The sequence below is a fragment of the Tistrella mobilis KA081020-065 genome (assembly GCF_000264455.2).
Lineage (GTDB): Bacteria > Pseudomonadota > Alphaproteobacteria > Tistrellales > Tistrellaceae > Tistrella > Tistrella mobilis.
Genome location: NC_017958.1, coordinates 364,194 through 387,656, shown reverse-complemented (window position 1 = coordinate 387,656; position 23,463 = coordinate 364,194). Strand labels below are relative to the sequence as shown.

Here is a 23,463-nt window from a genome sequence, read left to right as displayed (position 1 = left end):
ACGATTCCGAAGGGGTGCAACTGGATTATGGGAGGAAATTATCCTAGGATCTGGCGGACAGGACCTCAGCCCCCGGGACGCGCATGGCACACGAGACGGAAGAATCGGTCGTCGACTTCACCATCAACGCGCTGCGCGAGGGCATCCGCGACCACAGCTTCGCCCCGGGTCAGCGGCTGATCGTGGCCGACATCACCAAAAGACTGGGGGTGAGCGCCGGGCCGGTGCGCGAGGCAATCCGGCGCCTGAACGGCGAGGGGCTGGTCGACGTGCAGCCCAATCGCGGCGCCGTGGTCCGCCGCTTCGAGGCGGCCGACATCGCCGAGATCTTCTCGGTGCGCGAGGCGGTCGAGGCGCGGGCGGCGGAGCTGGCGGCACTGAACATCGACCAGGGTGACAACCGCCGACGTCTGGACGAGATCGCGGCCGAGGCGGCGGAGGCCACGGCCGAAGGTGGCACGCGTTATATCGAGCACAATGCCCGCTTTCACCGCCTGATCTATGACATGGCCGGCAATGCCAAGCTGCGAGAAGTGGCCGAGGGGCTGACCCTGCCGATCTACCGCATGCAGTTCCACCAGTTGATGGTCCGGCGCAGCGCCGCCGATTCGGCGGACGACCACGCCCGGATCATGGTGGCGATCCGCGCAGGTGACGCCGATGCAGCCTTTCAGGCCATGCGCGACCATGTCCGCCGCTCAGGGGCGGCGATGCAGGAGGCGGTGGCGAAGAATTTGAGCCGGTTGCAGGGGTGAGTGCGACGGAACGCCCTGTTGCGCAACGCTCTCCGGCCGGTTACGCGCCGCGCACCGCCGTATCCGTCCAGTCGAGCCGGCGGCCGTCCCGGGCGCGGACGTCGAGCCGCGCGACTGGTGCGCCGGTCTGCGTGTCGACAAGTGCGGAGCAGGGCTCACCCGGCGCATAGAGATGGTCCTCGCCCCATTGGCGGAGCGCGACGATCACCGGGAACAGGGCCCGGCCCTGCGGGGTCAGCACATATTCGCGATAGGCCGAGCCGTCCGAGGCGGGGGCATGGCCGAGAATGCCGGCATCGACCAGGGCGCGCAGCCGCGTGCTCAACATGCCGCGGGCGATGCCCAGATTTTCCTGGAAGGCGCTGAAACGACGGATGCCGTCGAAGGCATCCCGCACGATCAGCAGCGACCACCAGTCGCCGATGACGTCCAGCGCCCGCGCAACCGGGCAGGCGGCGCCGGCCAGGCTCGTCCGCTTCATCTTCCCCCCGCTTTTGCCCTGCCTGATCTGGTTCTAATATAGAACTAGATTCTCCGATGCACAAGAAGTCCTATGAAAGGACCAGATGCAACGGATGCTGCCATGACCCATTCCATCTCTCCCGTTTCCCCGACCGAGACGGCCCTGCCGCGCCGGGCCCTGCCGATCTTCGCCGCCGCCTGCGGTGTTGCGGTCGCCAACATCTACTACGCCCAGCCGCTGCTCGATGCCATTGCCGCCTCGTTCGGGATTGCACCGGCGCGGATCGGGCTGGTCGTGACCCTGACCCAGATCGGCTATGCGATCGGGCTGGTGTTCGTCGTGCCGCTGGGGGATCTGATCGACCGGCGCCGGCTTGTACTTCGCCAGATCACCCTGTCGGCCGCGGCACTGGCGATTGCGGGCACCGCGCCGACGGCCGGGGTGTTTCTGGCCGGCATGCTCGCGGTGGGGCTGCTGGCGGTGGTCGTCCAGGTCCTGGTTGCCTTCACCGCGGCGCTGGCACCGGCGGCCGAACGGGGGCGGGCGGTGGGGCTGGTGACCAGCGGCGTGGTTGCCGGGATCCTCGCCGCCCGCTTCGTCTCGGGCACCATCGCCGATCTCGGCGGCTGGCGGGCGGTCTACCTGACCTCTGCCGTCCTGATGCTGGGGCTGGCGGTCATGCTCCGCCGCCTGTTGCCGCACCATCCGGCACCGGTGGCGCCGATCGGCTACGGGGCGCTGATCCGGTCGATCCCGGTCCTGTTCCTGCAGAGGCCGCTGCTGCGCCGGCGGGCGGTGCTGGCCTTCCTGATCTTCGCAGCCTTCAGCACATTCTGGACGCCGGTGGTTCTGCCGCTGCGCGCGCCGCCGCTTCTGCTCTCGCATACCGAGGTGGGGCTGTTCGGCCTGGCGGGCCTGGCGGGGGCGCTTGCCGCGGGGGTCGCGGGCCGGCTGGCCGACAGGGGCCTTGGCGGATGGACGACCGGCCTTGCACTCGCGATCCTGACCCTGTCCTGGGCGCCGATCGCGCTTCTGGGGCAGTCGCTGGTGCTGCTGGTGATCGGGGTGATCCTGCTCGACCTCGCCGTTCAGGCGGTGCATGTCACCAGTCAGAGTCTGATCTTTGCGGCCTTCCCGAAGGCGCAGAGCCGGCTGGTCGGGGGCTATATGGTCTTCTATGCCGCCGGCAGCGCGCTGGGGGGCGTTGCCTCGACCTCGGCCTATGCCCTGGCCGGCTGGTCGGGGGTCTGCCTGACAGGGGCGGGGATCAGCGCCGCCGGCCTGATCTTCCATCTCGTGACAGGCCGCGGTTCGCCTTAGGCGAAAGATGCGCATCCGCGGGAGACGGGAGGGGAGGAGACGCTGTCTCCCGCGGATGCAGGGCGGTGGAGATCGGATCGGGAGCTACCGGGGAGGAGCCGTCCTCATTCCGCCGCCGCAATCCCGGCGGCGGTGCCGTAGCCGCCACCGCCGGGGGTCTCGAAGATGACCTTGTCGCCGCGCTTCAGCGCGATATTGGCCTTGCCGGGCAGGTCGGTCCGGCTGCCGTCGGTCCGCACCAGCGTCGCCCGGGCCGGGGCGCCGGGCTGGCCGCCTTTCAGGCCATAGGGCGGCACGATCCGGCGTTCGAACATGGTGGTCAGCGACATGCCGTCGGTCAGCACCTCGTAGATGCGGACCTGGCCTTCGCCGCCCCTGTGGGCGCCGGTGCCGCCCGAGCCGCGGCGGAGGGTCTGGCGTTCCAGGCGGAGCAGGTATTCCGCCTCGATCACCTCGACCGGCGTGTTCATGACATTGGTCAGGTGGACGCGGACCACGCTCATGCCGTCGCGGTCGATGCGCGCACCCTCGCCGCCGCCATGGGGTTCGTAAAAGGTCGCCCAGCGGCCATGGGGGCCGGGGCCGCTGAAGATCAGCAGCCCGGCCGAGGTGTTGCCGCCGGCGGTCATCCGCTCGCCCAGCACCGGCTCGAAGGCCATGAACAGGGCGTCGACGGCGCGCTGCGAGGTCTCGTGATTGCCGCCGACCACCGGCTTGTCGGGGCCGGGGTCGAGCACCGAGCCCGGGCGGGTGACGATTTCAAGCGGCCGGTAGCAGCCGCCATTGGGCTGGATGGCCGCACCCGCCAGCGATTTCACCACGTAGAAGACCGCGGCGCCCGCGATCGAGGGCGTGGTGTTGAGCGGGCCTGCGATCGCATCATCGGTGCCCGACCAGTCGAAGCGGGCCCGATCGCCCGAAATCTCGACCCGCACCCGGATCGCCACCGGCCGGTCGCCCGGCCCGCCATCATCCAGATAGTCGACGCCTTCATAGACGCCGTCGGGCAGGGCCTCGATCGCCGCCCGCATCTGCGCTTCCGAGATGTCCTGAAGGGCGGCCATGGCGGCGGCGACCGTGTCGGCGCCGTGGCGTTCGACGATTTCCAGGATCCGGCGCTCGGCGACGCGGGTTGCCGCCACCTGGGCCAGGAGGTCGCCCTCGCGTTCGGCGGCGCCGCGGACATTGGCCAGGATCAGGCCGATCTTCTCGTGGTCCGGCCGGTCGCCGGCGAAGATCCGGGTCGGCGGGATCCGCATGCCTTCCATCCAGGCATCGGTGGCGGCGGCGTAATAGCTGCCGGGCGCCGCCCCGCCGATATCGGCCCAGTGGGCAAGCTGGACCGAGAAGGCCAGCAGCCGGTCGCCGGCGAAGACCGGGCGGATCACCTTCACGTCGGGCAGGTGGTTGCCGCCGACATCGGGCAGGTTGAGGATCCAGACGTCACCCGGGGCCAGACGCTCCGCCGGCACCCTGTCCAGGAAGGCACGGATGGTGAAGGCCATCACGCCCAGATGCACCGGCACGTCATGGCCCTGGGCGATCAGCCCGCCTTCGTGGTCGGTCAGGGCCGAGGACAGGTCCCCCGCCTCGCGCAGCAGCGGCGACCGGGCCGAGCGCATCACCACCAGCGACATCTCCTCGGCGGCCGAGGTGAGGGCGTTGCGGATGATCTCGACGACGAAGGGATCGACGGTGGTGGGGAGATCGGTGCTCATGGGCTCAGCTCCCGGTCGCAAGGCGGATGTGCAGATGGCCGAACCGGTCGGTCCAGGCGGTGGCGCCGGGTTCGACCACCACGGTCGAGACCGCATCCTCGATGATCGCCGGGCCTTGGACCTTCAGATCGACGGGCAGGCGGTCGCGGTCGATGCGCGGCGTGTCGACCGGGCCGGTGCCGTCGAACCAGCAGGTGTTGCGGGAATTGACCGGCAGCGCGGCCCCGGCCTCGGCGGTCGTCACCGGGGCGGCGGCGATGTCGGTTGCAGGCACCGAGGCGCGGATGCGGATCGATTCGACCTCCCAGGGCTCGTCGGTGGCATAGCCGTAGAGCCGGACATGCGCATCGTGGAAGGCGCGGGTGATGTCCTCTGCCGCCCGCATGCCGGCGACCGGCACCTCGACCGCATCGGATTGGCCGACATAGCGCAGCAGGGCGGTTTCGGCGGTGGAGATCAGCCCGGCATCGAAACCGGCCTCGATCAGCGGCTCGGCCGCCTGGGCCCGGAGTTCGGCGAGGGCCGCATCGAAACGGTCTTCTGACCAGTCGCTGCGCTTCAGGCGCACGGTGCGCTGAAGCGTGAAGGAGGGCTCGGCCGAGATGCAGCCATAGGCGGAGAAACCGCCCGAGACACCCGGGACCAGAATATGGTCGATGCCGACCTCGCGGGCGAGACCGCAGGCATGCATCGGGCCGGCGCCACCGAAGGCGATCAGCGTGCAGCCGCGGATGTCGACACCGCGTTCGACCGTCACCCGGCGGAGCGCACGGGCCATGACCGCATTGGCGACCTGGACCACGCCGAGCGCCGTGCCCTGGGTGTCTCGGCCCAGCGCCTCGCCGATCGGCGCCAGCACCTTCGCCGCCGCGTCGAGATCGAGCCGGATGGAGCCGCCCAGAACCCGTTCGGGATCCAGATAGCCCAGGATAGCGTTGGCATCGGTGATCGTGGGCCGGGCACCGCCACGGGCATAGACCGCAGGGCCCGGATCGGCGCCGGCGCTGTCGGGGCCGATGGTCAGCCCGCCATGGGCGGCGCGCACGATCGAGCCGCCACCGGCGCCGATCGATTCGATCGCGACCATGGGCTGACGCACCGGCCGGCCGGCGAGCCGGCGGTTGCTGGCGATTTCGACCACGCCGTCGACGATCAGCGAAACGTCGGTGGTGGTCCCGCCCATGTCGAAGGCGAGGGCGTGGCCGATACCGGCCTCGGCTGCGGCGCCGGCGGCAGCGGCCGCCCCCGCTGCGGGACCCGACATCGCGAGCGAGAGCGGCCGTGCCCGCGCGGCGGCAAGAGAGGTCATGCCGCCCGCAGAGTGGAAGAGATGGACATGGGTGCCCGCCGGCACATGGCCCGCCAGACGCTCGACATAGGTGGAGGCGAGCGGCATGACGCCCGCATTCAGCACCGTGGTCAGCGTGCGTTCATATTCGCGCGCCTCGGGGCTGACCTCGTGCGACAGCGAGACATGGGGCATGGCCTCGCGCAGCTTAGCGCCCAGCCTCGCCTCGTGGGCGGGCTCGGCATAGGCATGGAGCAGGGCCACCGCCACGGCGCCGGCGCCGCTGGCCCGGACTTTGGCGACCAGGCGCTCGATCTCGGCATCGGTGGGCTCGATCACCACCCGGCCCTGGGCATCGACCCGCTCGTGGAAGCCGAAGCAGCAATCCTGGGGCACGTCGGGCGCCAGCCGCGGCGGGGTGGCGAGGTCGTAGAGGGTCTGCCGGCTCTGCCGGGCGATCGCCAGCACGTCCTCGAAGCCGCGGGTGGTGACGAGTGCCACAGGCGCGGTCTTGCCCTCGACCAGGGCGTTGGTGACCATGGTCGTGCCGTGGACCAGTTCCGAGACGTCGGGCCAGCCGAGGCCAACGGCGTCCAGCGCCGCGACCAGGCCGCTCAACGGGGCGGAGGGGACGGTCGGGACCTTGGCCAGGCGGCGCTCGCCGCTGGCGGTGTCGATGGCGACGACATCGGTGAAAGTGCCGCCGATATCGATGCCGACCCGCCAGCGGCGCGGGTTCGCAGAGTTGGTCATGATCGTTCCCGAAGTCATGCGGCGCGGGCCTGGGCGAGGACGGTGTCGAGGGTCCGGGCAAGCTTGTCCACGATCTCGGCCAGTTCCTCGCGGCTGGCGGTGAAGGGCGGCGCCAGCAGCACGTGATCGCCACGGATGCCGTCGGCGGTGCCGGGCGAGGGGTAGCAGATCAGGCCGTTCTCGAAAGCGGTTTCGGCCACCCGGGCGGCAAGGCCCAGTTCGGGGGCGAAGGGGGTTTTGCTCTCGCGATCGGCGACCAGCTCGATGGCGCGGAAGAAACCGCGGCCGCGGATGTCGCCGACGAAGGGGTTCTGGCCGAAGCTCGCCGTCAGCATGTCGTGAAGCGCCAGGCCGTCGACGCGGCACTTCTCGACCAGATCGTCACGGCGGATCACGGTCTGCACGGCGAGCGAGGCGGCGCAGGCGAGCGTGTGGCCGGAATAGGTATGAACGCTGGCGACACGGCCGTCGGCGGCGATGATGTCCTGATAGACCTGTTCGGAATAGATCGCAGCACCGATCGGCATGTAGCCGCCGCCCAGCCCCTTGGCGATGGTCATGATGTCGGGTTCGACCCCGTCCACCGCCAGCGCCCGCCAGGCCTCGCAGCGGCCGACGCCGCACATCACCTCGTCCGAGACCATCAGCACGCCATAGCGGGCGCAGACCTCGCGCATCCGCCGTGCATAGCCGGCAGGTGCGGGCACGGCGCCACCGGCGGCCCCCACCACCGGCTCGAAGAAGAAGGCGGCGACGGTCTCGGGCCCGGCGGCGAGCAGCGCCTGCTCGAATTCGGCGGCCAGCGCCTCGGCCAGCGCTTCCGGGCCGCGCCCCGTGGTGGCGATTGGCCGGTAGTCGTTGGCGGCAGAGACGTGGATCACGTCGAGCAGCGCCTTTTCGTAAGGCGCGCGGCGGGCGGGATGGCCCGACAGCGACAGCGTGCCGATGGTGTAGCCGTGCCAGGACTGGTTGCGGGCCACGAAACGGGTGCGGTTGGCGAAGCCGCGGGCGCGCTGAACCTGCAACGCCAGCTTCATCGCGGTCTCGTTGGCTTCCGACCCGCCGGAGACATAGGAGACGCGGGTCAGGTTGCCGCCCGCCTGTTCCACCAGCAGCTCCGACAGCGCATCGATCGCATCGGTGGTGAAGGTTGTGGTGTAGCCGAATTCCAGCGCCTCCAGCTGGCCGCGCATCGCTGCCAGAACCTCGGGATGCGAATGGCCCAGGCAGAACAGCGCCGGCCCGCCCGAGCCATCGATATAGCGACGGCCGGCGGCATCGTAGAGATACACGCCCTCGCCTTTCAGCGCCTTGGGCAGGATCTGGGTCGGGGCATGCTGGTTGACCCAGCGATGGGGGCGTCCGGACATCAGGCCACCTCGTATCTTCGATCTTTGATCAAACTTTACGCGCATGCCGACGCCTGTCAAGCGGCGCCGGCCGGAGGGGGAGCCGGCACCCCGTCAGGGGCGACCGGGAGCCGGACGGTGCTTCAGCACCCGCCCGGCGAGGGCATACAAACTCCAGCCGCCATTGCGGGGGCGGCCAAGGGTGCGGAGCACCCGCCCGGCGAGGGCGTACAAACTCCAGCCGCCATTGCGGCGGCGGCCAAGGGTGCGGAGCACCCGCCCGGCGAGGGCGGACAAACCAACTACTCCTCGTCGAGGACGTGCAATTCTGCGGTCGGCTCGACATCGGTGAAGGCTGCGGGATTGACCTCCTGGATGACCTCGGCGGCCTCCATCAGGTCCATGCGGATGGCGTTGGCCGCGGCGACCGGATCGTGGGCGCGGAGCGCCGCGATTGCCTCGCCATGATTGACCTCGGTCGCCTTCACGCCGCTCTGGTTGTAGCTCAGCCGGATGAACGGCCCCATCTTCAGCCACAGCATGCGGATGTGCTGCATCAGCACGTCCGAGTTCGAGGCCTTGTAGATGGTGAAGTGAAAATCCTGGTTGAGCGCGAAGTAGGTCTCGGCGTCGTTCTCCGCCAGCGCCGCCGCCATGCCGTCGGACAGCTCCTGCAGCCGGTCGCACTGGGCATCGGTGAAATGGGGTGTGGCCAGCTCGGTCGCATGGCCTTCCAGCAGCAGACGGATGCCCAGGATCTGCCGGAACCGCTCATGGGTCATGACCGGCACCTTGACCATGCGGTTGGGCAGCATTTCCAGCGCGCCTTCGGCCACAAGCTGGCGCAGCGCCTCGCGCACCGGCATCGCGCTGACATTCAGCGCCTCGGCGAGTGCGATGATACCCAGATGCTGGCCTGGCAGGAACCGCCCGGCCATGATCGCCTCGCGCAGCCGCGTGTAGATCTGGTCGCGCAGGGTCGTCTTCATGGGCCGGTCGATGCCCGCCAGATCCAGCAGATTTTGCGTCACGTGCGTCTCCTTGGCCCTGGTCGTCAACGTCTTCTGATCGGTCGGCCCGTCGCGGGCCGCCGGCGACCTCAGGCCGCGTCGGGTTCGAAATGCGGAATCGCCGCGATCAGCTCGGCCGTATACGGGTGGGCCGGGCGGTCGAAGACGGCGGCACTTTCGCCCGCTTCCACCACCTGGCCACGCCGGAGTACGACCACCGTCTCACACAGCATCCGCACCACATTCAGATCGTGGCTGACAAAGAGATAGGTCAGGCCGGTCTCGCGTCGAAGGCGATCCAGCAAACCCAATACCACCGCCTGAACCGACACGTCGAGTGCGGCGGTCGGCTCGTCCAGGATCAGCAGGCGCGGCTCCACCGCGATCGCGCGCGCGATGCCGACCCGCGCCTTCTGGCCGCCCGACAGCTGATGGGGGAAGCGGTCGAGCAGCTCGCGGGGCAGGCCGACCCGGTCGGCCAGATCCTCCGCCCGCGCCCTCAGGCTGCGGGCGCCCTGCGGGCCGCCCAGCCGGCGCAGCGGGTCGACGATGCTGTCGAAGGCGGTGAAGCGCGGGTTCAGGCTCTCGGTCGGGTCCTGAAACACGATCTGGATGTCGCGCCGCAGCCGGTGGCGGTGGAACACCGCGGCCGGCACCTGAGAGATATCCTCGCCATCGAACAGGATCTCGCCCGCGGTGGCATCGACCAACCGGCAGACCATGCGCGAGATGGTGGTCTTGCCCGATCCGCTCTCGCCCACCAGCCCCAGCGCCTGACCGGCATTCAGGCGGAAGGCGACGTCGTCGACGGCGTTCACGTCGCCGAACCGCTTGATCAGGCCGCGCAATTCCAGAAGCGGTGTCGCCGGGCTGGCGGTTGCCGGTGCCCGGTGCGCCGCTTCGGCCGGCCGGGCGGCGAGGGCCGCGGCTTCGGGGGCGGCCGCCACCAGATCGTCGAGTGTGGACTCACGCCGTGGCGTCGCGGCGACCAGACGGCGGGTATAGGGGTGCTGCGGTCGGGCGAAGAGATCGGCAGAGGGTGCCGCCTCGACCAGAAGGCCGCGTTCCATCACCGCGATCCGGTCGCAATAGGCGGCGGCCAGGCCCAGATCATGGGTGATCAGCATCATCGACATGCCGCGCTCGCGGGTCAGCGTCGCCACCAGATCCATCACGGTCTTCTGGGTGGTGACATCGAGCCCGGTGGTCGGCTCGTCGGCGATCAGCAGATCCGGGTGGCAGGCAAGGGCCAGCGCGATCATCACGCGCTGGCACATGCCGCCCGACAACTCGTGCGGATAGGCATCCAGCCGCTTCGCCGGATCGTTGATGCGCACCTGATCGAGCAGTTCCACCGCCTTGGCCCGCGCCCGCCGGCCGGTCAGCCCCTCATGGGCCATCAGCACATCGGCCAGCTGGTCGCCGACCTTGCGGATCGGGTTCAGCGCCGCGCGCGGGTTCTGGAAGATCATCGAGATCGCACCGCCGCGCAGCCGCTTCATGGTCGATCGCGAGGCGCCGACCAGATCGCGGCCGCGATAGAGGATGCGGCCGCCGTCGATCCGGCCCGCCCGGTCGAGCAGGCCGGTGATCGCATAGGCCGTGACCGATTTGCCTGATCCGCTTTCGCCCACCACGCCCAGCGCCTGGCCGGGGGCGATATCGAAGGAGATGCCGCGGATCGCCTCCACCCGGCCGCGGCGGGTGGAGAAGCCGACCTTCAGATCCTGGATCGAGAGCAGGGGTTCTGCGGCATCGGCGCCGGTGTTGCGGGCAAGGCTCCGGGTCATCGTTGCGTGATCCACCATCATGTCCGCATCCTGGGGTCGAGCATGTCGCGCAGGCCATCGCCGAGCAGGTTGAAGCACAGCACGGTCGCGACCAGGGCGAGGCCGGGGAAGGCCACGGTCCACCAATAGCCGGTGGTGATGAAGCGGGCGCCTTCGGCGACCATGATCCCCCATTCGGGAGTCGGCGGCTGCACGCCCAGGCCGATGAAGGAGAGGCCGGCGGCATTCAGGATCGACCAGCCCAGATTGAGCGAGATCTGCACCATCATCGCCGGCATCACATTGGGCAGCAGGAAGCGGAACAGCACCGCCGCCTTGCCGTTGCCCGAGGCGCGCGCGGCCTCCACCCAGCCCAGATCGCGGCGGACATTCACCTCGGCGCGGGCGAAACGGATGTAGAAGGGCAGGTTGATGATCGCGGTCGCATAGACCACGTTCTCGACCCGGTTGCCGAGGGCCGCGACCAGCGCCATGGCCAGCACGAAAAGCGGGAAGGCCATGACCACATCGACTGCCCGGCCGGTGATCTTGTCGAAGCGGCCGCCCAGATAGCCGGCCGCCCCGCCGATGGCGGTGCCGATGGCGAAGGACAGGATCACGGCTGCGACCGCGATGCCCAGATCGAGCCGGGTCGCCACCAGCACCCGGCTGAAGATGTCGCGGCCGAGGCGGTCGGTGCCGAACCAGTGCTCCGCCGAGGGTGGCGTCAGGGCATTGGCGACGTTGGAGGTGAGCGGATCATGCGGCGCGATCGCCGGGCCCAGGATCGCGATCACCACCAGCAGCAGGGTGACCAGCGCGGCGCCGGCGGTGACGGCATTGCCGCGCAGCACCCAGCCCACATGTTTCAGCGTTGCCGTGCTCATTCGATCACCACCCGCGGATCGGCGATCCCGTAGGCGAGATCGACCATCAGATTGACCACCACGAAGATGCCGGCCATCAGCAGGACGAAGCCCTGCACCGGGGCATAATCCGAGGCGAGCAGCGCATCCAGCGTGTAGGAGCCGACACCCGGCCAGGAGAAGACCTTCTCCACCAGCACATTGGCGCCGAGCATGGTGGAGAACATGATGCCGGTGGTGGTCAGCACCGGCAGGATGGCGTTGCGGAGCGCATAGACATTGACCACCTTCCAGCCCGGCAGGCCGAGCGAGCGGGCGGTGCGGACGAAATCCCCGCCCAGCGCCGCCAGCATCGAGGCGCGGGTCATGCGGGCCAAGGGGGCCAGCACGAACAGGGCCATGGTGATCGCCGGCAGCATCAGCTGGCCGAGGGCGGCCCGGAAGACCTCCATATCGCCGGCGAGCAGCGCGTCGATCAGCAGGAAACCGGTCACCGGCGGCGGCGCGATCAGGAAGACGTCGATCCGGCCGGTGGGATCGGGCGCCCAGCCCAGCAGGTAGTAGAAGACGAAGATCAGCAGCAGGCCCGAGACGAATGTCGGCATCGCCACACCGGCGGTGCAGACCACGCGGACCACATGGTCGAGCACCGAGCCGGGCATCAGCGCCGCCAGGATGCCGAGCGGCAAGGCGGTCGCGAGCGCCAGCACAAGGGCGACCACGGTGAGTTCGAGCGAGGCGGGCAGGCGTTCGGCCAGATCGTCCAGCACCGGCCGGCCGGTGGTCATCGAGGTGCCGAGATCGCCGGTCGCGACATCGCCCAGATAGAGGATCAACTGTTCGGGCAGCGAGCGGTCGAGGCCCAGCTTCTCGCGCATCGCCTGGATTTCGGCCTCGCCGGAATTCGGACCAGAGGCGAAGAAGACGGCCGGGTCGCCGGGCAGAAGCCGCATCAGCACGAAGGTGAAGACCAGCACGCCCAGCAGCACCGGCAGGGCGGCGGCCAACCGTCGGGCGGACCGGTATGCGATCGAGCGCATGGGGGTCGTCCTTTCCCTGAGGCGGGTGGCTGCCCCGTGGCCCGGGCTATGGCCCGGGCCACGGGGCGGGGCGGCGTCACTTGGTCCGGGTCAGGCTGCGATAGTCGGTCTGACGGTGGAACCAGTAGGTGAAGCCGTCGATGTTCTTCGCCATCACCGCATCGAGCGCGGGCTGCCAGAGCATCACGACCGGCACCTCGTCGGCGGCGATCTTGACCATGCGCTTCGCGGCCGCTTCATAGGCCGCGGGGTCACGCTCGTAGCGTGCCTTGGCGGTCAGCTCGGCCAGTTCCTCGTTCACGAACGAGCCGTAGTTCCACCGGGTCTCACCCTGGAAGAACACCCGGAAGAAATAGTCGGCCGAGGGCAGCCAGGCGATGGCGCTTTCGGTGAAGAAGGGCAGCTTCTTTTCCGAGATCAGGGTGCCCATCTGCGCATCCGGCACCTTCTCGACCGTGACGTCGATGCCGATCTTGCCGAGAGATTCCTTGATCAGCGCCGCGATCGGCTCGCTGGTCGCGGCCGAGCCGACATTGAACGAGAAGGTGGTCTTGAAGCCGTTCGGGAAGCCGGCTTCGGCCAGCAGCGACTTGGCCTTGTCGAGGTTGGTGGAATAGGGCAGACGCTGCGGGAACTTGCCGTTGTCGGGCAGATCCTTCCAGGTCGCTCCCCAGAGCGGCGCACCGCGGCGGTAGAGGGCGGCGGTGAACATGTCGTCGAAGGGCAGCGCATGGGCAACCGCCTGGCGGACCTTGACGTTGTCGAACGGCGCCATCCGGGTGTTGAAGGCGATCATCTGGAAGGCGTTGACCTGCGGGATCGACACCACCTTGACGGCGCCGCGATCCTTCAGCGCCAGCACGTCGCTTGCCTGCAGATCGATCGAGAGATCGGCGTCACCGCGCTCGATCAGGCTGGCGCGGGTCGATGCCTCGGGCACGGTCTGGACGATGATCCGCTTGAAATAGGGCAGCGGGCCGCTCTTCCAGTCGTCGAACCGCTCCAGCACCACCTGCTGACCGGCCTTGAAGGTCGAGACCTTGTAGGCGCCGCCCGAGGCCTGGTTTTCCTTCAGCCACTCGGTCGCCCAGGGATCCTCGGCGGTGGCGTGTTCCTTGGCGAGCTTCGAATTCAGGATGACCGGGAAGACCACGGCCAGGTTCGGCACCGCCAGCCGGTCCGGCTTGTCCAGCGTCACCTGAATGGTGTGGGCGTCGATGATCTTGAACTGGTCGGGCGATTTCAGCGAGCCGGTCGCCATCTGCGCACCCGGGCCCTTCAGCGACACCGCGCGGTCCAGCGACCACTTCACATCCTCGGCCGTGACCGGCGAACCGTCATGGAAGGTGGCGTCGGGGCGCAGCTTGAAGGTGACGGTCAGGCCGTCATCGCTGATCGTGAAGCTCTCGGCCAGCTCCCCCTTCATATGGTCGAAGTCGTAGATATAGCCGTCGCCGAATTTCTTCCGGTCCCAGCTGACCAGCCGGTCGTAGATGTTCCAGTTCAGGCCGAAGCCGTCGCGGGTGATGCCCTGCATGCCGGCGTCCAGGGTATTCACCTGGCCGCCGGTCACCACGCGCAACGTCTCTTCCCGGCTCTGGGCCTGGGCGGCGCCGGCAATGGCCGTCAGGGTCAACGCCGCCGAGGCGGCGGCGGCAATGAGGCGGGCGCGCAGGCGCCCCCTCGGCCGTGTGTGCAGCATTCCTGCCTCCTGTCGATGGTCCCGTGCGGTTCTTGTCTGTCCGTCTCGGTCTGGGTCGTATCGGGGGCTTCAGACGGGTGGTCTGCCGCTCGCCGTCCGGTGCTCTTGCGCTCCCCGCAAGGGCACCGGACGGGAGGGGGATGGTGCGGAAGGTCGGCGTGTCGGCAATCAGGCCGCGGCGGCCCTCGACGGCACGCCCAGCATGGCACGCGCTTCTTCGGGGCTCGCGATCGGGCGGCCGAGTTCCTCGACGATCCGGCGGATCTTGGCGACCTGCTCGGCATTGCTTTCGGCCATCTTGCCCGGGCCGGCATAGAGGCTGTCCTCAAGCCCGACGCGGACATGGCCGCCCATGGCAGCCGCCATGGTCGCGAAATTGATCTGATGGCGGCCGGCAGCCAGCACCGACCATTCGAAGGCGTCGCCGAACAGCCGGTCGGCGATGGTCTTCATGTGCATCAGATTGTCGGGGTCGGCGCCGATGCCGCCCAGGATGCCGAAGACCATCTGCACGAAGAGCGGCGGGGTCGCGAGCTTGCGGTCCAGGAAATGCGCCAGCGTATAGAGATGGCCGACGTCGTAGCACTCGTATTCGAAGCGCGCCCCCCGGCGTTCGCCCATCTCGCGCAGGATGGTTTCGATATCGCCGAAGGTGTTGCGGAAGATGACGTCCTTCGTCGCCTCGACATAGGGCTTTTCCCAGGGGAAGCGCCAGTTCTGATAGCGCTGCCCCAGATCGGAATAGACGAAGTTCATCGAGCCCATGTTGAGCGAGCAGATCTCGGGCGAGAGGCCGAGCGGGCCTTCCAGCCGCTGTTCCATGGTCATGGCGGTGGAGCCGCCGGTGGTGATGTTGATCACCGCATCGCATTGCTGGCGGATGCGGGGCACGAAGCCCTCGTAATGGGCAAGCTTCGGGCTCGGCCGGCCGTCTTCGGGATCGCGCGCATGCAGATGCAGGATCGCGGCGCCGGCCTTCGCGGCATCCACCGCCTGGGTGGCGATGTCGTTGGGCGTATAGGGCAGATGCGGCGACATGGTCGGCGTGTGCACGGCGCCGGTCACCGCACAGCTGATGATCAGCTTCTTGCCGCGGCTGCGGGGCTTTGCGGCCGCATCGGCCGCGGTCTCGGGCACGTCTGCCATGGGGGAGGGTCCTCGTCCTCGGGGGAATGACATCAGGGGCATGCCCGTCCGGCCGCGGTTGATCACATGCCATCGTATTCAATCGACGGCAATGGAAGGCCGCGCCCGCCAGGCGGGGAAGACGCCCGGTGAGATGCCGCCGGGGAAGGCGACCTGCCGGGCAGGCATGCGGGGGAAAGGAGGTGGTGAGCGATTGATGCTCGATCTTTGATCAAAGATTTGATCATCTGGCCCCCGCTTGTCAAACTCCTTTCTGCCCCGGCCGTCGTCGAAGACGGGTCCTGGGGCATGAGCCCTGGGGCATGACACACCACAGACGAGGGTAACCGATGCTGAGAGGCAGCCTGCCCGAACCGACGCCGTCGACGGCCTGGTTCTGGGACGCGACCCGGAGAGGTGAGCTTTACGTTCAGGAATGCACCGCCTGCGGCGGCCGCCATTTTCCGCCCCGGCCCTTCTGCCCCGCCTGCGGCGGGCGGGAGGTGACGGCGCTGAAATGCAGCGGCCGGGCGACGCTCTGGAGCTATGTGATCAACCACATGGTGCCCAAGGGCGGCGACGGCCCCTATGCAGTGGCGGTGGTGCGGCTGGACGAAGGGCCGCTGATGATGACCAATATCGTGGATTGCCCCCAGACACCCGAGGCGCTGCCGCTCGACATGGCGCTGGAGGTGGTGTTCGAGCCGGTCTCCGAGACGATCACCCTGCCCAAATTCAGGCCGGTGGCCACGAGCAACGGAGCCGGTGCATGAGCCTGACCCACCCCCTGGCCTCGATCGTGGGGGCGGCCGAAACCACCCGGCTCGGCGTGCTGCCCGACATGTCGGAACTGGATCTGCATGCCGATGCGGCGCTGAATGCGCTGGCCGATTGCGGCCTCACCCCTGGCGATATCGACGGCATCGCCACGGCGGGTGAAAACCCCGCGATGCTGGCCCAGTATCTGGGCATCACGCCCACATGGGTGGATGCCACCAATATTGGCGGCTGTTCCTTCATGACCCATGTCGCCCATGCCGCGGCGGCGATCCGGGCCGGGCTCTGCCGCACGGTGCTGATCACCCATGGCGAAAGCGGCCGGTCGCGGGTCGGCCATGTGCCCTGGACGGTGCCCGCGCATTCGCTGATGGGCCAGTTCGAACTGGGCTATACCCCGACCATGGCGGCGACGCTGTTCACCATCCCGGCGCTGCGCTACATGAAGACCTTCGGGGTGACCGAGGAAGATCTCGCCCGGGTGACGGTGGTGCAGCGGCAATGGGCCGGTTTCCACCCGCGCGCCTTCCGCCGCGACCCGGTGACGATCGACGAGGTGCTGGCCTCGCGCATGATCGCCTGGCCGTTCCGCATCCTGATGTGCTGTCTGGTCACCGATGGCGGCGGTGCGCTGGTGCTGACCGCTCCCGACCGCGCGGCCGATTTCCCGACCCGCCCGGTCGACGTGATCGGCACGGGCGAGAGCGTCGAACATCTGATGATCACCGAGATGAAGGACTACACCAGCTCCCGCGCCTTCCGCGTGGCCGGGGACCAGGCCTTCGCCACGGCGGGCATCGACCGCGCCGATGTCGACCATCTGATGATCTACGACGCCTTCGCCCATGTGCCGCTCTATGGGCTGGAGGCGCTGGGTTTCGTGAAACCGGGCGAGGCGGCCGGCTTCATCGCCGACGGCCACACCGCCCCCGGCGGCCGGCTGCCGATGAACACCAATGGCGGCGGCATCAACTATATGCATTCCGGCATGTACGGCATGTACGCGCTTCAGGAAGCCGTCCGCCAGATGCGCGGCACGGCGCCCGAAGGGGCACAGGTCAGGGACGCCCGCATTTCGGTCGTCCAGGGCGTGGGCGGCATGTTCGGCACCGCCGGCACGGTCATCCTGGCCCGCCGCTGACGGGGGCGCAAGCGGGGCGCGGATCTTCGGTTTGAACCCGTTTGGGGTGTGTGGATCGTCAGGACGGCGAGTGCACCGCCCCTACTCATCTTCATCCGACAGCGGGGCGTCGAGATCGATCTCGACCCCGGCAGTCAGCGCCAGGGCATGCTGTATAAGGGCGGGATCGAGCGGGATCAGGCGCTCCGGATGCGCGTCGATGTCGGCGGCAAGCAGGTCGAGGAAGAGGGTGATGGACATCGGTGCCTCTCTTTCGGCAGACATGGTGACGATCACGGCGTGCGCGCCCCCGCCCCCCGCCGATCCCGCCGCCAGGCGCTGGGGGTGGTGCCGGTGACCCGGCGGAATTCGCGGTTGAAGTTGGATTTTGTCTGGAAGCCCGCGTCGAACATGATCCGGGTGACCGGGGCGTCCGTGGTGGAGAGCAGGCGGCAGGCCTCGGCCACGCGGTGGTCGTTGACCAGTTGCGAGACATTGCGGTTCAGGCGGCGGTTGACCGCGGCCGAGAGGCGACGGGCCGGCAGGCCCAGACGGCGGGCGAGGCGGTCGAGGGTGAGGTCGGGGTCGCGATAGGGCGCGCGGTCCTGCATCAGGGCGTCGAGGCGGTCGATGATCGCCTGATCCTCGGCGAGGTCGTCCTCGTCAGCCGGAGGCTCGTCATCCTGTGCCGTCTTCGCTTGTGGCGGTTCCGTTGGCACCGCCGGCTGCTGCGGCGGGGCAAGGCCGGTGGTGGCGATGGCCCAGGCGCCGGCGGGCAGGGCGATCAGATTGGCCGCGGCCACGATCAGCGCAGCATGGCGACCGGCCGAGAGCGCAACATCGACGGCGATGGCGAGGTCGACCAGGGCGAAGCTCGCCAGTACCAGCCCGACCAGACGTATCGACCGGATGGCCTTTGGGGCGTCGTCCAGCCGCGCCGCCGCCAGCGCATCGGGGCCGCGGGCGGCGAGGCGCAGCAGGGCTGCGGCATAACCAAGGAAGACGGCCGCCAGCACCCCATCGATCGGCGCCTTCCACAGCGTCCAGATGCCCGACAGCACCGCCACCAGGGCCACTGGCAGCAGATGTGGCCAGAGGGCACGGCGTCGCGGCCGGGTGAGGCGGGCGAAGCACAGCCAGGCGAGCGGCGGCAGGGTGGCGGCGACCACCGGCTGAAGGGCGCGGATGGCCGCGAGATCGGTGCTCCAGCGCAGCCCGACCACGATAAGATCCAGCGTGCAGGCGGCAACGAACACCAGCGGCGGCGTGATCCGCCGGCCGGGCTCGCTGCCTGCGACCAGCCGCGCGCAGAGAATGGCGAGCAGCAGCGCGCCGACGAAGGGCAGAGGCAGGGACGGCATCAGCGGCGGGCAAGCTCTGCCACCGCGCGGGCAAAGGCCGCGGGTGCTTCCTGGGGAATGTTGTGGCCGATGCCCGGCAGCACCTCGTAAGACCAGGGACCCTGAAACTGCCGGCGGTCGCCATCGCGGCCTTCGGGCGGATCGACCCCGTCGCTGCCGCCCTGGAGCACGATCGCGGGCACTGTGATCGGCGGCTGGGCCGCAAGCCGCTGCTCGATCGCCGCATGGGCCGGGTCGCCCGCCACCAGCGCATAGCGGTGGCGATAGGAATGGAGGACGACCTCGACGAAATCGGGGTTGTCGAAGGCGGCGGCGGTTCGGGCAAAGGTCGCGTCGTCGAAATCCCAGTCCGGCGACCAGAGTTTCCACAGCAGCCGGCAGAGATCGCGGCGGTTCCGGGTGAGACCGGCCCGGCCGCGCTCGCCGTGGAAATAATACTGATACCACCAGCGATGCTCGGCCTCGGGCGTTGCCGGTGCAGATGCGGCGGCGATGTTCTGGATGTTGTAGCCCGATCCGCCGCTCACCAGCCCGCGCACCCGTTCGGGCCGGAGGGCCGCCACGATGCAGGCGGCGCGCCCGCCCCAGTCATAGCCGGCGAGCACGGCGGGCGGCAGGTCGAGCGCCTCCAGGAAGGCCAGCAGATCGGCCCCCAGCGCCGCCTGTTCGCCCGAACGCGGCGTCGCGTCGTCCAGGAAGCGGGTCGGACCATAGCCGCGCAGCCAGGGGATCAGCACCCGATGGCCGGAGGCGGCGAGCATCCGCCCCGCCTCGGTCATGGCGTGGACGTCGTAGGGAAAACCGTGCAGCAGCACCACCGGCGGGCCGCTCGCCGCGCCGGCCTCCAGATACGCGATCTCCAGCTGCCCGGCCCGGATGCGCTTCATGTCCATGCCCGTGATCTTCCTTCCTGTCACCGGCTCGCGGCTCACCGGCCCGCGGCAATGCCTTCACGCCTGGGATCGGAGCCGCCCTGCAGCGTGCCGTCGGGGCGGATCCGGATCAGGTTCAGCCCGCTCGTCATCTCGGCGGTCGCGGTCTGATCGCCCAGAAGGCCGAAGCCGGTGATCAGGGCTTCGGCCCCGGTGCCGGCTTCGATCTCGGTCGGGCCGTTGCGGTTCAGCACATGGGGCAGCTCCGCCGCCGCCTGCGGGTCCATGTCGAAATCGATCATCGCGGTCAGGGCCTGGGCGACATAGCCGATGATCCGGCTGCCGCCGGGAGAGCCGGCGACGATCGCCGGCAGGTCGTCGGGGCCGTAGACGATGGTGGGCGCCATGGAACTGCGTGGCCGCTTGCCCGGCTCCACCCGGTTGATCACCGGCCGGCCGTCGATCTCGGGCCGGAAGGAGAAATCGGTCAGCTGGTTGTTGAGCAGGAAGCCGCGCACGAACACGCCCGAGCCGAAGGCGCCCTCGACGCTGGTGGTCATGGAGACGACATCGCCCGCGGCATCGACGATCGACAGATGCGAGGTGCCGTTCTCGTGCCGGCCGGGATCGGCTGCCAGCGCCAGGGTCTGGGCCCCCGGCGGCAGGCCGGCCGGGGCCGGCACCGGCAGGGCTTTGCCCGGCTCGATGGTGCGCGCCCGGGTGTCGAGATAGACCGGGTTGACGAGCCCGGCCACGGGCACCGGCACATGGTCGGGATCGGCCACCCAGCGGTCGCGATCGGCGAAGGCGAGCTTTGATGCCTCCGCCAGCAGATGGATGTTGGTCAGCGCCAGCGGGCTCTGTTTCGGATCGAGGGGATGGCGGTCCAGAAGCCCCATGATCTGGCCGATCGCGAGCCCGCCCGACGAGGGCGGGCCCATGCCGCAGACGTCATGGGCATGATAGGGCACGCAGACCGGGGGCCGCTCCACCACCCGATAGGCGGCAAGATCGGCCTCGGCGATCCGGCCGGGATTGTCGGCGCGCGCGGCGGCGGCCGCGACCAGATCGGCGCCGATCGGCCCGGCATAGAAGGCGGCGACGCCATCCTTCAGCAGGGCGCGGAGCGTGTCGGCATAATCGGGGTTGGGTAGCAGCGTGCCCGGAGCGGGCGGCTGGCCCCCCGGCATGAAATGCGCCATGGCCCGCGGATCCTTGCGGAGCGAGGCCGAGGCGCGGGGGTCGGCGAGAAGCCCCGCCAGGCGCGGCGAGACCGGCACCCCGGCCTCTGCGAGCGCGATCGCAGGCTGGAACAGCCGCTCCAGCGGCAGCCGGCCCCAGCGCTCATGCAGCGCGAAGATCAATGCCGGCACCCCCGGCACCCCCACCGACCGGCCGCCGGGCACGGCGTCGCGGAAGCCCATCGGGCTGCCGTCGGGGGTGAGGAAAAGGTCGGGGCCCGCCGCGGTGGGGGCGGTCTCGCGCGCATCCAGCGTGGTCAGCCGGCCCGCGGCGGCGGCATGGTAGAGCACGAAGGCACCGCCGCCGAGGCCGCTCGACTGTGGTTCCAGCAGGCCCAGCATCAGCTGCACGGTGATTGCGGCATCGGCGGCGCTGCCGCCGTCTTCCAGCACCGCCCGCCCGGCATCGACCGCGAGCGGATGGGCGGCGACCACCATCATCTGCCGGGTGGCGACCGGGCCACGGCTTGCGGCGCGGCCGGTCGCCGCTTCCGGCGCTGCACGACCATCGGTCATCGACGGGCCGGCCGTGGTCTGGGCCAGCGCGGGACCGGTCAGAACCGAGGCGAGCAGGGCCGCCGCAATCCCGGCGGCGGCGGATCGGCGGAGGCGGGCGAGCATGGCGGGTCCGGCTTTCATGGCCGTCGGCGGCAACCGCCGTCGGCGGAGAGAGTGCAGGCCCGCCATCATGCCAGCTTGGGCCGAAGGCGTCAGCCCTGGTGCGCGTGTGCCGCGATCAACGGCCGGTCCCGATCGACTTCGCCACCAGTTCGGCCGTGGCGCCGGCCTGCTGCCCGGCCTCGCGCCGTTCGGAATAGCGATCGACCAGCTGGCCCGCATGAGGGCGGAGCAGGATGGTGAAGCGGACCAGTTCCTCCATCACGTCGACGATCCGGTCGTAATACGCAGACGGTCGCATGCGGCCGACCTCGTCGAATTCCTGCCAGGCTTTCGCGACGCTCGACTGATTGGGGATGGTGAACATCCGCATCCAGCGGCCGAGCAGACGCAGCGTGTTGACCGCATTGAAGCTCTGCGAGCCGCCCGAGACCTGCATCACCGCGAGCGTCCGCCCCTGGGTGGGGCGCAGGCCCTTCATCTGCAGGGGAAGATGATCGATCTGCGCCTTCATGATGCCGGTGATCTGGCCATGGCGTTCCGGGCTGCACCAGACCTGCCCCTCGGACCAGAGCGACAGGGCGCGGAGGTCATGCACGGCGGGGTGGTCATCCCCCGGCACCTGGTCGGGCAGGGGCAGGTCGTGCGGATCGAAGATCCGGGTCTCGGCCCCGAAGGCCTCCAGCAGCCGGGCCGCCTCTTCGACGGCCAGGCGCGAGAAGGAGCGGTCGCGTAGCGAGCCGTAGAGCAGCAGGATCCTGGGCTTGTGATCGGGCCCGCCCGGCGCCAGCCCGGCGGCGGGGTCGGGGATCACATAGTGCGGATCGAGCGCCGGCAGATGATGCGGGTCCGGGAGCGGCCGCAGGCGGGTGATCGTGGTCATCGGCGGGCGGGTCCTGGGGTTGGGGTGGTCCAGAAGCGCGCGGCGCGGCGGGCGGCCTGGACCAGCAGGATCAGCACCGGCACTTCGACCAGCGGCCCGATCACGGCTGCGAAGGCAGCAGGGGAGGCGAGGCCGAAGGCGGCGATCGCAACCGCGATCGCCAGCTCGAAATTGTTGCCGGCGGCGGTGAAGGCGATGGCGGTGGTGCGCGGATGGTCGGCCCCGATCCGGCGGCCCATGACGAAAGAGACCGCGAACATCACCACGAAATAGATCACCAGCGGCAGGGCGATGCGCAGCGCATCGAGCGGCAGCCGGACCACGTCGCCGCCTTTCAGCGCGAACATGGCGATGATGGTGAAGAGCAGGGCGGCCAGCGTCACGGGCCCGATCCGGGGCAGGAAGCGGCTCTCGTACCAGTCGGGGCCGCGGGTCGCGATCAGGATCCGTCGGGTGAGGAAGCCGGCCAGGAACGGAATGCCCAGATAGATCGTGACGGCTTCGGCGACCGTCGTGAAGCCGACCTCGATCACCACCCCGTCGAGCCCGAGGAGCGGCGGCAGCACGGTCAGGAACAGCCAGGCATAGAGGCCGAAGAACAGCAGCTGGAAGATGGCGTTGAAGGCGACCAGCCCGGCAACATACTGGCCGTCGCCGCCGGCCAGCCGGTTCCAGACCAGGACCATGGCGATGCAGCGGGCAAGGCCGATCAGGATCACCCCGGTCATGTAGCCCGGCTGATCGTGCAGGAAGATCACGGCCAGCGTGAACATCAGCACCGGGCCGATCAGCCAGTTCTGGACCAGCGACAGCAGCAGGACCGGCCGGTCGGCAAAGACCTTGGGCAGGTCTTCGTAACGCACCCGCGCGAGCGGCGGGTACATCATCAGGATCAGCCCGATCGCGATCGGCAGATTGGTGGTGCCGACGGTCAGCCGGTCGAGCGCAGCCGGCAGGCCGGGCAGCAGATGGCCGAGGGCGATGCCTGCGGCCATGGCCGCGAAGATCCAGAGGGTGAGCCAGCGGTCGAGAAAGGAGAGGCGGCCGGTTTCAGGCATGCAGTGCCTCAGGCATATGGGGGCGTCCCAGCCCCCGGGTGCGGCAGGCCGCAGGCGGCCGGGTTGCCGCCGCAGCAGTTTTCGGTCAGGAAGCCGATCAGTCCGGTCATCCGGTCGAAGGCGGCAGAATAGATCAGCGAGCGGCTTTCCCGCCGGCAGGTGACCAGCCCCGCCTGTTTCAGCTGGGCCAGATGAAACGAGGCGGTGGGGGCGGCAAGACCGATCGCCTGGGCGATCTGGCCCGCGGGCAACCCCCCTGGCCCCGCCTGGACCAGCAGGCGGAACGTGTCGAGCCGCGCCTCGTGGGCGAGCGCCGCCAGGGCGGTGATGACCTCTGTTTTTTTCATAATTCTAGAATATTCAAAATATAGAAGA

General features: G+C 69.2%; 22 protein-coding genes. 4 read left to right on the top strand and 18 right to left on the bottom strand.

Annotation, left to right across the window (positions count from 1 at the left end; all coding sequences use genetic code 11):
• Nucleotides 1–83: 83 nt before the first annotated feature.
• Nucleotides 84–755: a GntR family transcriptional regulator gene (locus TMO_RS25570; protein WP_014747955.1), complete on the top strand. Its 672-nt coding sequence runs from the start codon at nucleotides 84–86 to the stop codon at nucleotides 753–755.
• A gap of 40 nt (nucleotides 756–795) precedes the next feature.
• On the opposite strand, the gene TMO_RS25565 is transcribed toward TMO_RS25570, so the two are convergent.
• Nucleotides 796–1,236, bottom strand: coding sequence for a winged helix-turn-helix transcriptional regulator (locus tag TMO_RS25565; RefSeq protein ID WP_014747954.1), 441 nt, complete (start codon nucleotides 1,234–1,236; stop codon nucleotides 796–798).
• A gap of 102 nt (nucleotides 1,237–1,338) precedes the next feature.
• On the opposite strand from TMO_RS25565, the gene TMO_RS25560 reads away from it, so the two are divergent.
• Nucleotides 1,339–2,538: an MFS transporter gene (locus TMO_RS25560; RefSeq protein WP_014747953.1), complete on the top strand. Its 1,200-nt coding sequence runs from the start codon at nucleotides 1,339–1,341 to the stop codon at nucleotides 2,536–2,538.
• A 104-nt stretch (nucleotides 2,539–2,642) separates the two neighbouring features.
• Here the strand turns inward: TMO_RS25560 and TMO_RS25555 are convergent, their stop codons facing one another.
• The 10 genes from TMO_RS25555 to TMO_RS25515 all read right to left on the bottom strand — a co-directional run bounded on the left by TMO_RS25555 (nucleotide 2,643) and on the right by TMO_RS25515 (nucleotide 15,179).
• Entirely contained in the window at nucleotides 2,643–4,256 is a 1,614-nt protein-coding gene (locus tag TMO_RS25555) for a hydantoinase B/oxoprolinase family protein (RefSeq protein WP_014747952.1), read from the bottom strand.
• A gap of 4 nt (nucleotides 4,257–4,260) precedes the next feature.
• Nucleotides 4,261–6,297: a hydantoinase/oxoprolinase family protein gene (locus tag TMO_RS25550; RefSeq protein ID WP_014747951.1), complete on the bottom strand. Its 2,037-nt coding sequence runs from the start codon at nucleotides 6,295–6,297 to the stop codon at nucleotides 4,261–4,263.
• 14 nt (nucleotides 6,298–6,311) lie between these two features.
• Nucleotides 6,312–7,667, bottom strand: coding sequence for an aspartate aminotransferase family protein (locus TMO_RS25545; protein WP_014747950.1), 1,356 nt, complete (start codon nucleotides 7,665–7,667; stop codon nucleotides 6,312–6,314).
• Between the two features lie 93 nt (nucleotides 7,668–7,760).
• On the bottom strand, nucleotides 7,761–7,943 hold the full coding sequence (locus TMO_RS31415; protein WP_145978437.1) for a hypothetical protein: 183 nt from the start codon (nucleotides 7,941–7,943) through the stop codon (nucleotides 7,761–7,763).
• 5 nt (nucleotides 7,944–7,948) lie between these two features.
• Nucleotides 7,949–8,677 (bottom strand): GntR family transcriptional regulator, encoded by a 729-nt coding sequence (locus TMO_RS25540; protein WP_014747949.1) that lies wholly within the window; start codon nucleotides 8,675–8,677, stop codon nucleotides 7,949–7,951.
• 68 nt (nucleotides 8,678–8,745) lie between these two features.
• The gene (locus tag TMO_RS25535; protein ID WP_014747948.1) at nucleotides 8,746–10,467 is read right to left on the bottom strand and encodes an ABC transporter ATP-binding protein; all 1,722 of its coding nucleotides are present in this window, start codon (nucleotides 10,465–10,467) and stop codon (nucleotides 8,746–8,748) included.
• Entirely contained in the window at nucleotides 10,464–11,312 is an 849-nt protein-coding gene (locus TMO_RS25530) for an ABC transporter permease (RefSeq protein ID WP_014747947.1), read from the bottom strand. The genes TMO_RS25535 and TMO_RS25530 overlap by 4 nt, the downstream gene beginning before the upstream one ends.
• Entirely contained in the window at nucleotides 11,309–12,331 is a 1,023-nt protein-coding gene (locus TMO_RS25525; RefSeq protein WP_014747946.1) for an ABC transporter permease, read from the bottom strand. The genes TMO_RS25530 and TMO_RS25525 overlap by 4 nt, the downstream gene beginning before the upstream one ends.
• Before the next feature lie 76 nt (nucleotides 12,332–12,407).
• On the bottom strand, nucleotides 12,408–14,033 hold the full coding sequence (locus TMO_RS25520) for an ABC transporter substrate-binding protein (RefSeq protein ID WP_014747945.1): 1,626 nt from the start codon (nucleotides 14,031–14,033) through the stop codon (nucleotides 12,408–12,410).
• Between the two features lie 168 nt (nucleotides 14,034–14,201).
• Entirely contained in the window at nucleotides 14,202–15,179 is a 978-nt protein-coding gene (locus TMO_RS25515; protein WP_014747944.1) for a 3-keto-5-aminohexanoate cleavage protein, read from the bottom strand.
• A 329-nt stretch (nucleotides 15,180–15,508) separates the two neighbouring features.
• Here TMO_RS25515 and TMO_RS25510 point away from each other — a divergent pair, with 329 nt between their 5' ends.
• Both TMO_RS25510 and TMO_RS25505 read left to right on the top strand, forming a co-directional pair.
• A complete protein-coding gene (locus TMO_RS25510) occupies nucleotides 15,509–15,931 on the top strand; it encodes a Zn-ribbon domain-containing OB-fold protein (RefSeq protein WP_014747943.1) in 423 nt (140 codons plus the stop codon).
• Nucleotides 15,928–17,076 carry a thiolase C-terminal domain-containing protein gene (locus TMO_RS25505; RefSeq protein WP_014747942.1) on the top strand — a complete coding sequence of 383 codons (1,149 nt, stop codon included), beginning with the start codon at nucleotides 15,928–15,930 and terminating at the stop codon, nucleotides 17,074–17,076. Before TMO_RS25510 ends, TMO_RS25505 begins: the two co-directional genes overlap by 4 nt.
• Before the next feature lie 81 nt (nucleotides 17,077–17,157).
• Here the strand turns inward: TMO_RS25505 and TMO_RS30925 are convergent, their stop codons facing one another.
• The 7 genes from TMO_RS30925 to TMO_RS25470 all read right to left on the bottom strand — a co-directional run bounded on the left by TMO_RS30925 (nucleotide 17,158) and on the right by TMO_RS25470 (nucleotide 23,435).
• Entirely contained in the window at nucleotides 17,158–17,316 is a 159-nt protein-coding gene (locus tag TMO_RS30925; protein ID WP_267021628.1) for a type II toxin-antitoxin system PrlF family antitoxin, read from the bottom strand.
• Nucleotides 17,317–17,348: 32 nt separating this feature from the next.
• Nucleotides 17,349–18,416 carry a helix-turn-helix domain-containing protein gene (locus tag TMO_RS25495; protein WP_014747940.1) on the bottom strand — a complete coding sequence of 356 codons (1,068 nt, stop codon included), beginning with the start codon at nucleotides 18,414–18,416 and terminating at the stop codon, nucleotides 17,349–17,351.
• Nucleotides 18,416–19,303 carry an alpha/beta hydrolase gene (locus tag TMO_RS25490; RefSeq protein ID WP_041607822.1) on the bottom strand — a complete coding sequence of 296 codons (888 nt, stop codon included), beginning with the start codon at nucleotides 19,301–19,303 and terminating at the stop codon, nucleotides 18,416–18,418. Before TMO_RS25490 ends, TMO_RS25495 begins: the two co-directional genes overlap by 1 nt.
• Before the next feature lie 41 nt (nucleotides 19,304–19,344).
• On the bottom strand, nucleotides 19,345–21,150 hold the full coding sequence (ggt, locus tag TMO_RS25485; RefSeq protein WP_014747938.1) for a gamma-glutamyltransferase: 1,806 nt from the start codon (nucleotides 21,148–21,150) through the stop codon (nucleotides 19,345–19,347).
• Between the two features lie 115 nt (nucleotides 21,151–21,265).
• Nucleotides 21,266–22,030: an arsenical resistance protein ArsH gene (gene arsH / locus TMO_RS25480; protein ID WP_014747937.1), complete on the bottom strand. Its 765-nt coding sequence runs from the start codon at nucleotides 22,028–22,030 to the stop codon at nucleotides 21,266–21,268.
• On the bottom strand, nucleotides 22,027–23,088 hold the full coding sequence (gene arsB / locus TMO_RS25475) for an ACR3 family arsenite efflux transporter (protein WP_014747936.1): 1,062 nt from the start codon (nucleotides 23,086–23,088) through the stop codon (nucleotides 22,027–22,029). The genes arsH and arsB overlap by 4 nt, the downstream gene beginning before the upstream one ends.
• A gap of 8 nt (nucleotides 23,089–23,096) precedes the next feature.
• Nucleotides 23,097–23,435 carry an ArsR/SmtB family transcription factor gene (locus TMO_RS25470; RefSeq protein WP_014747935.1) on the bottom strand — a complete coding sequence of 113 codons (339 nt, stop codon included), beginning with the start codon at nucleotides 23,433–23,435 and terminating at the stop codon, nucleotides 23,097–23,099.
• Nucleotides 23,436–23,463: the final 28 nt, after the last annotated feature.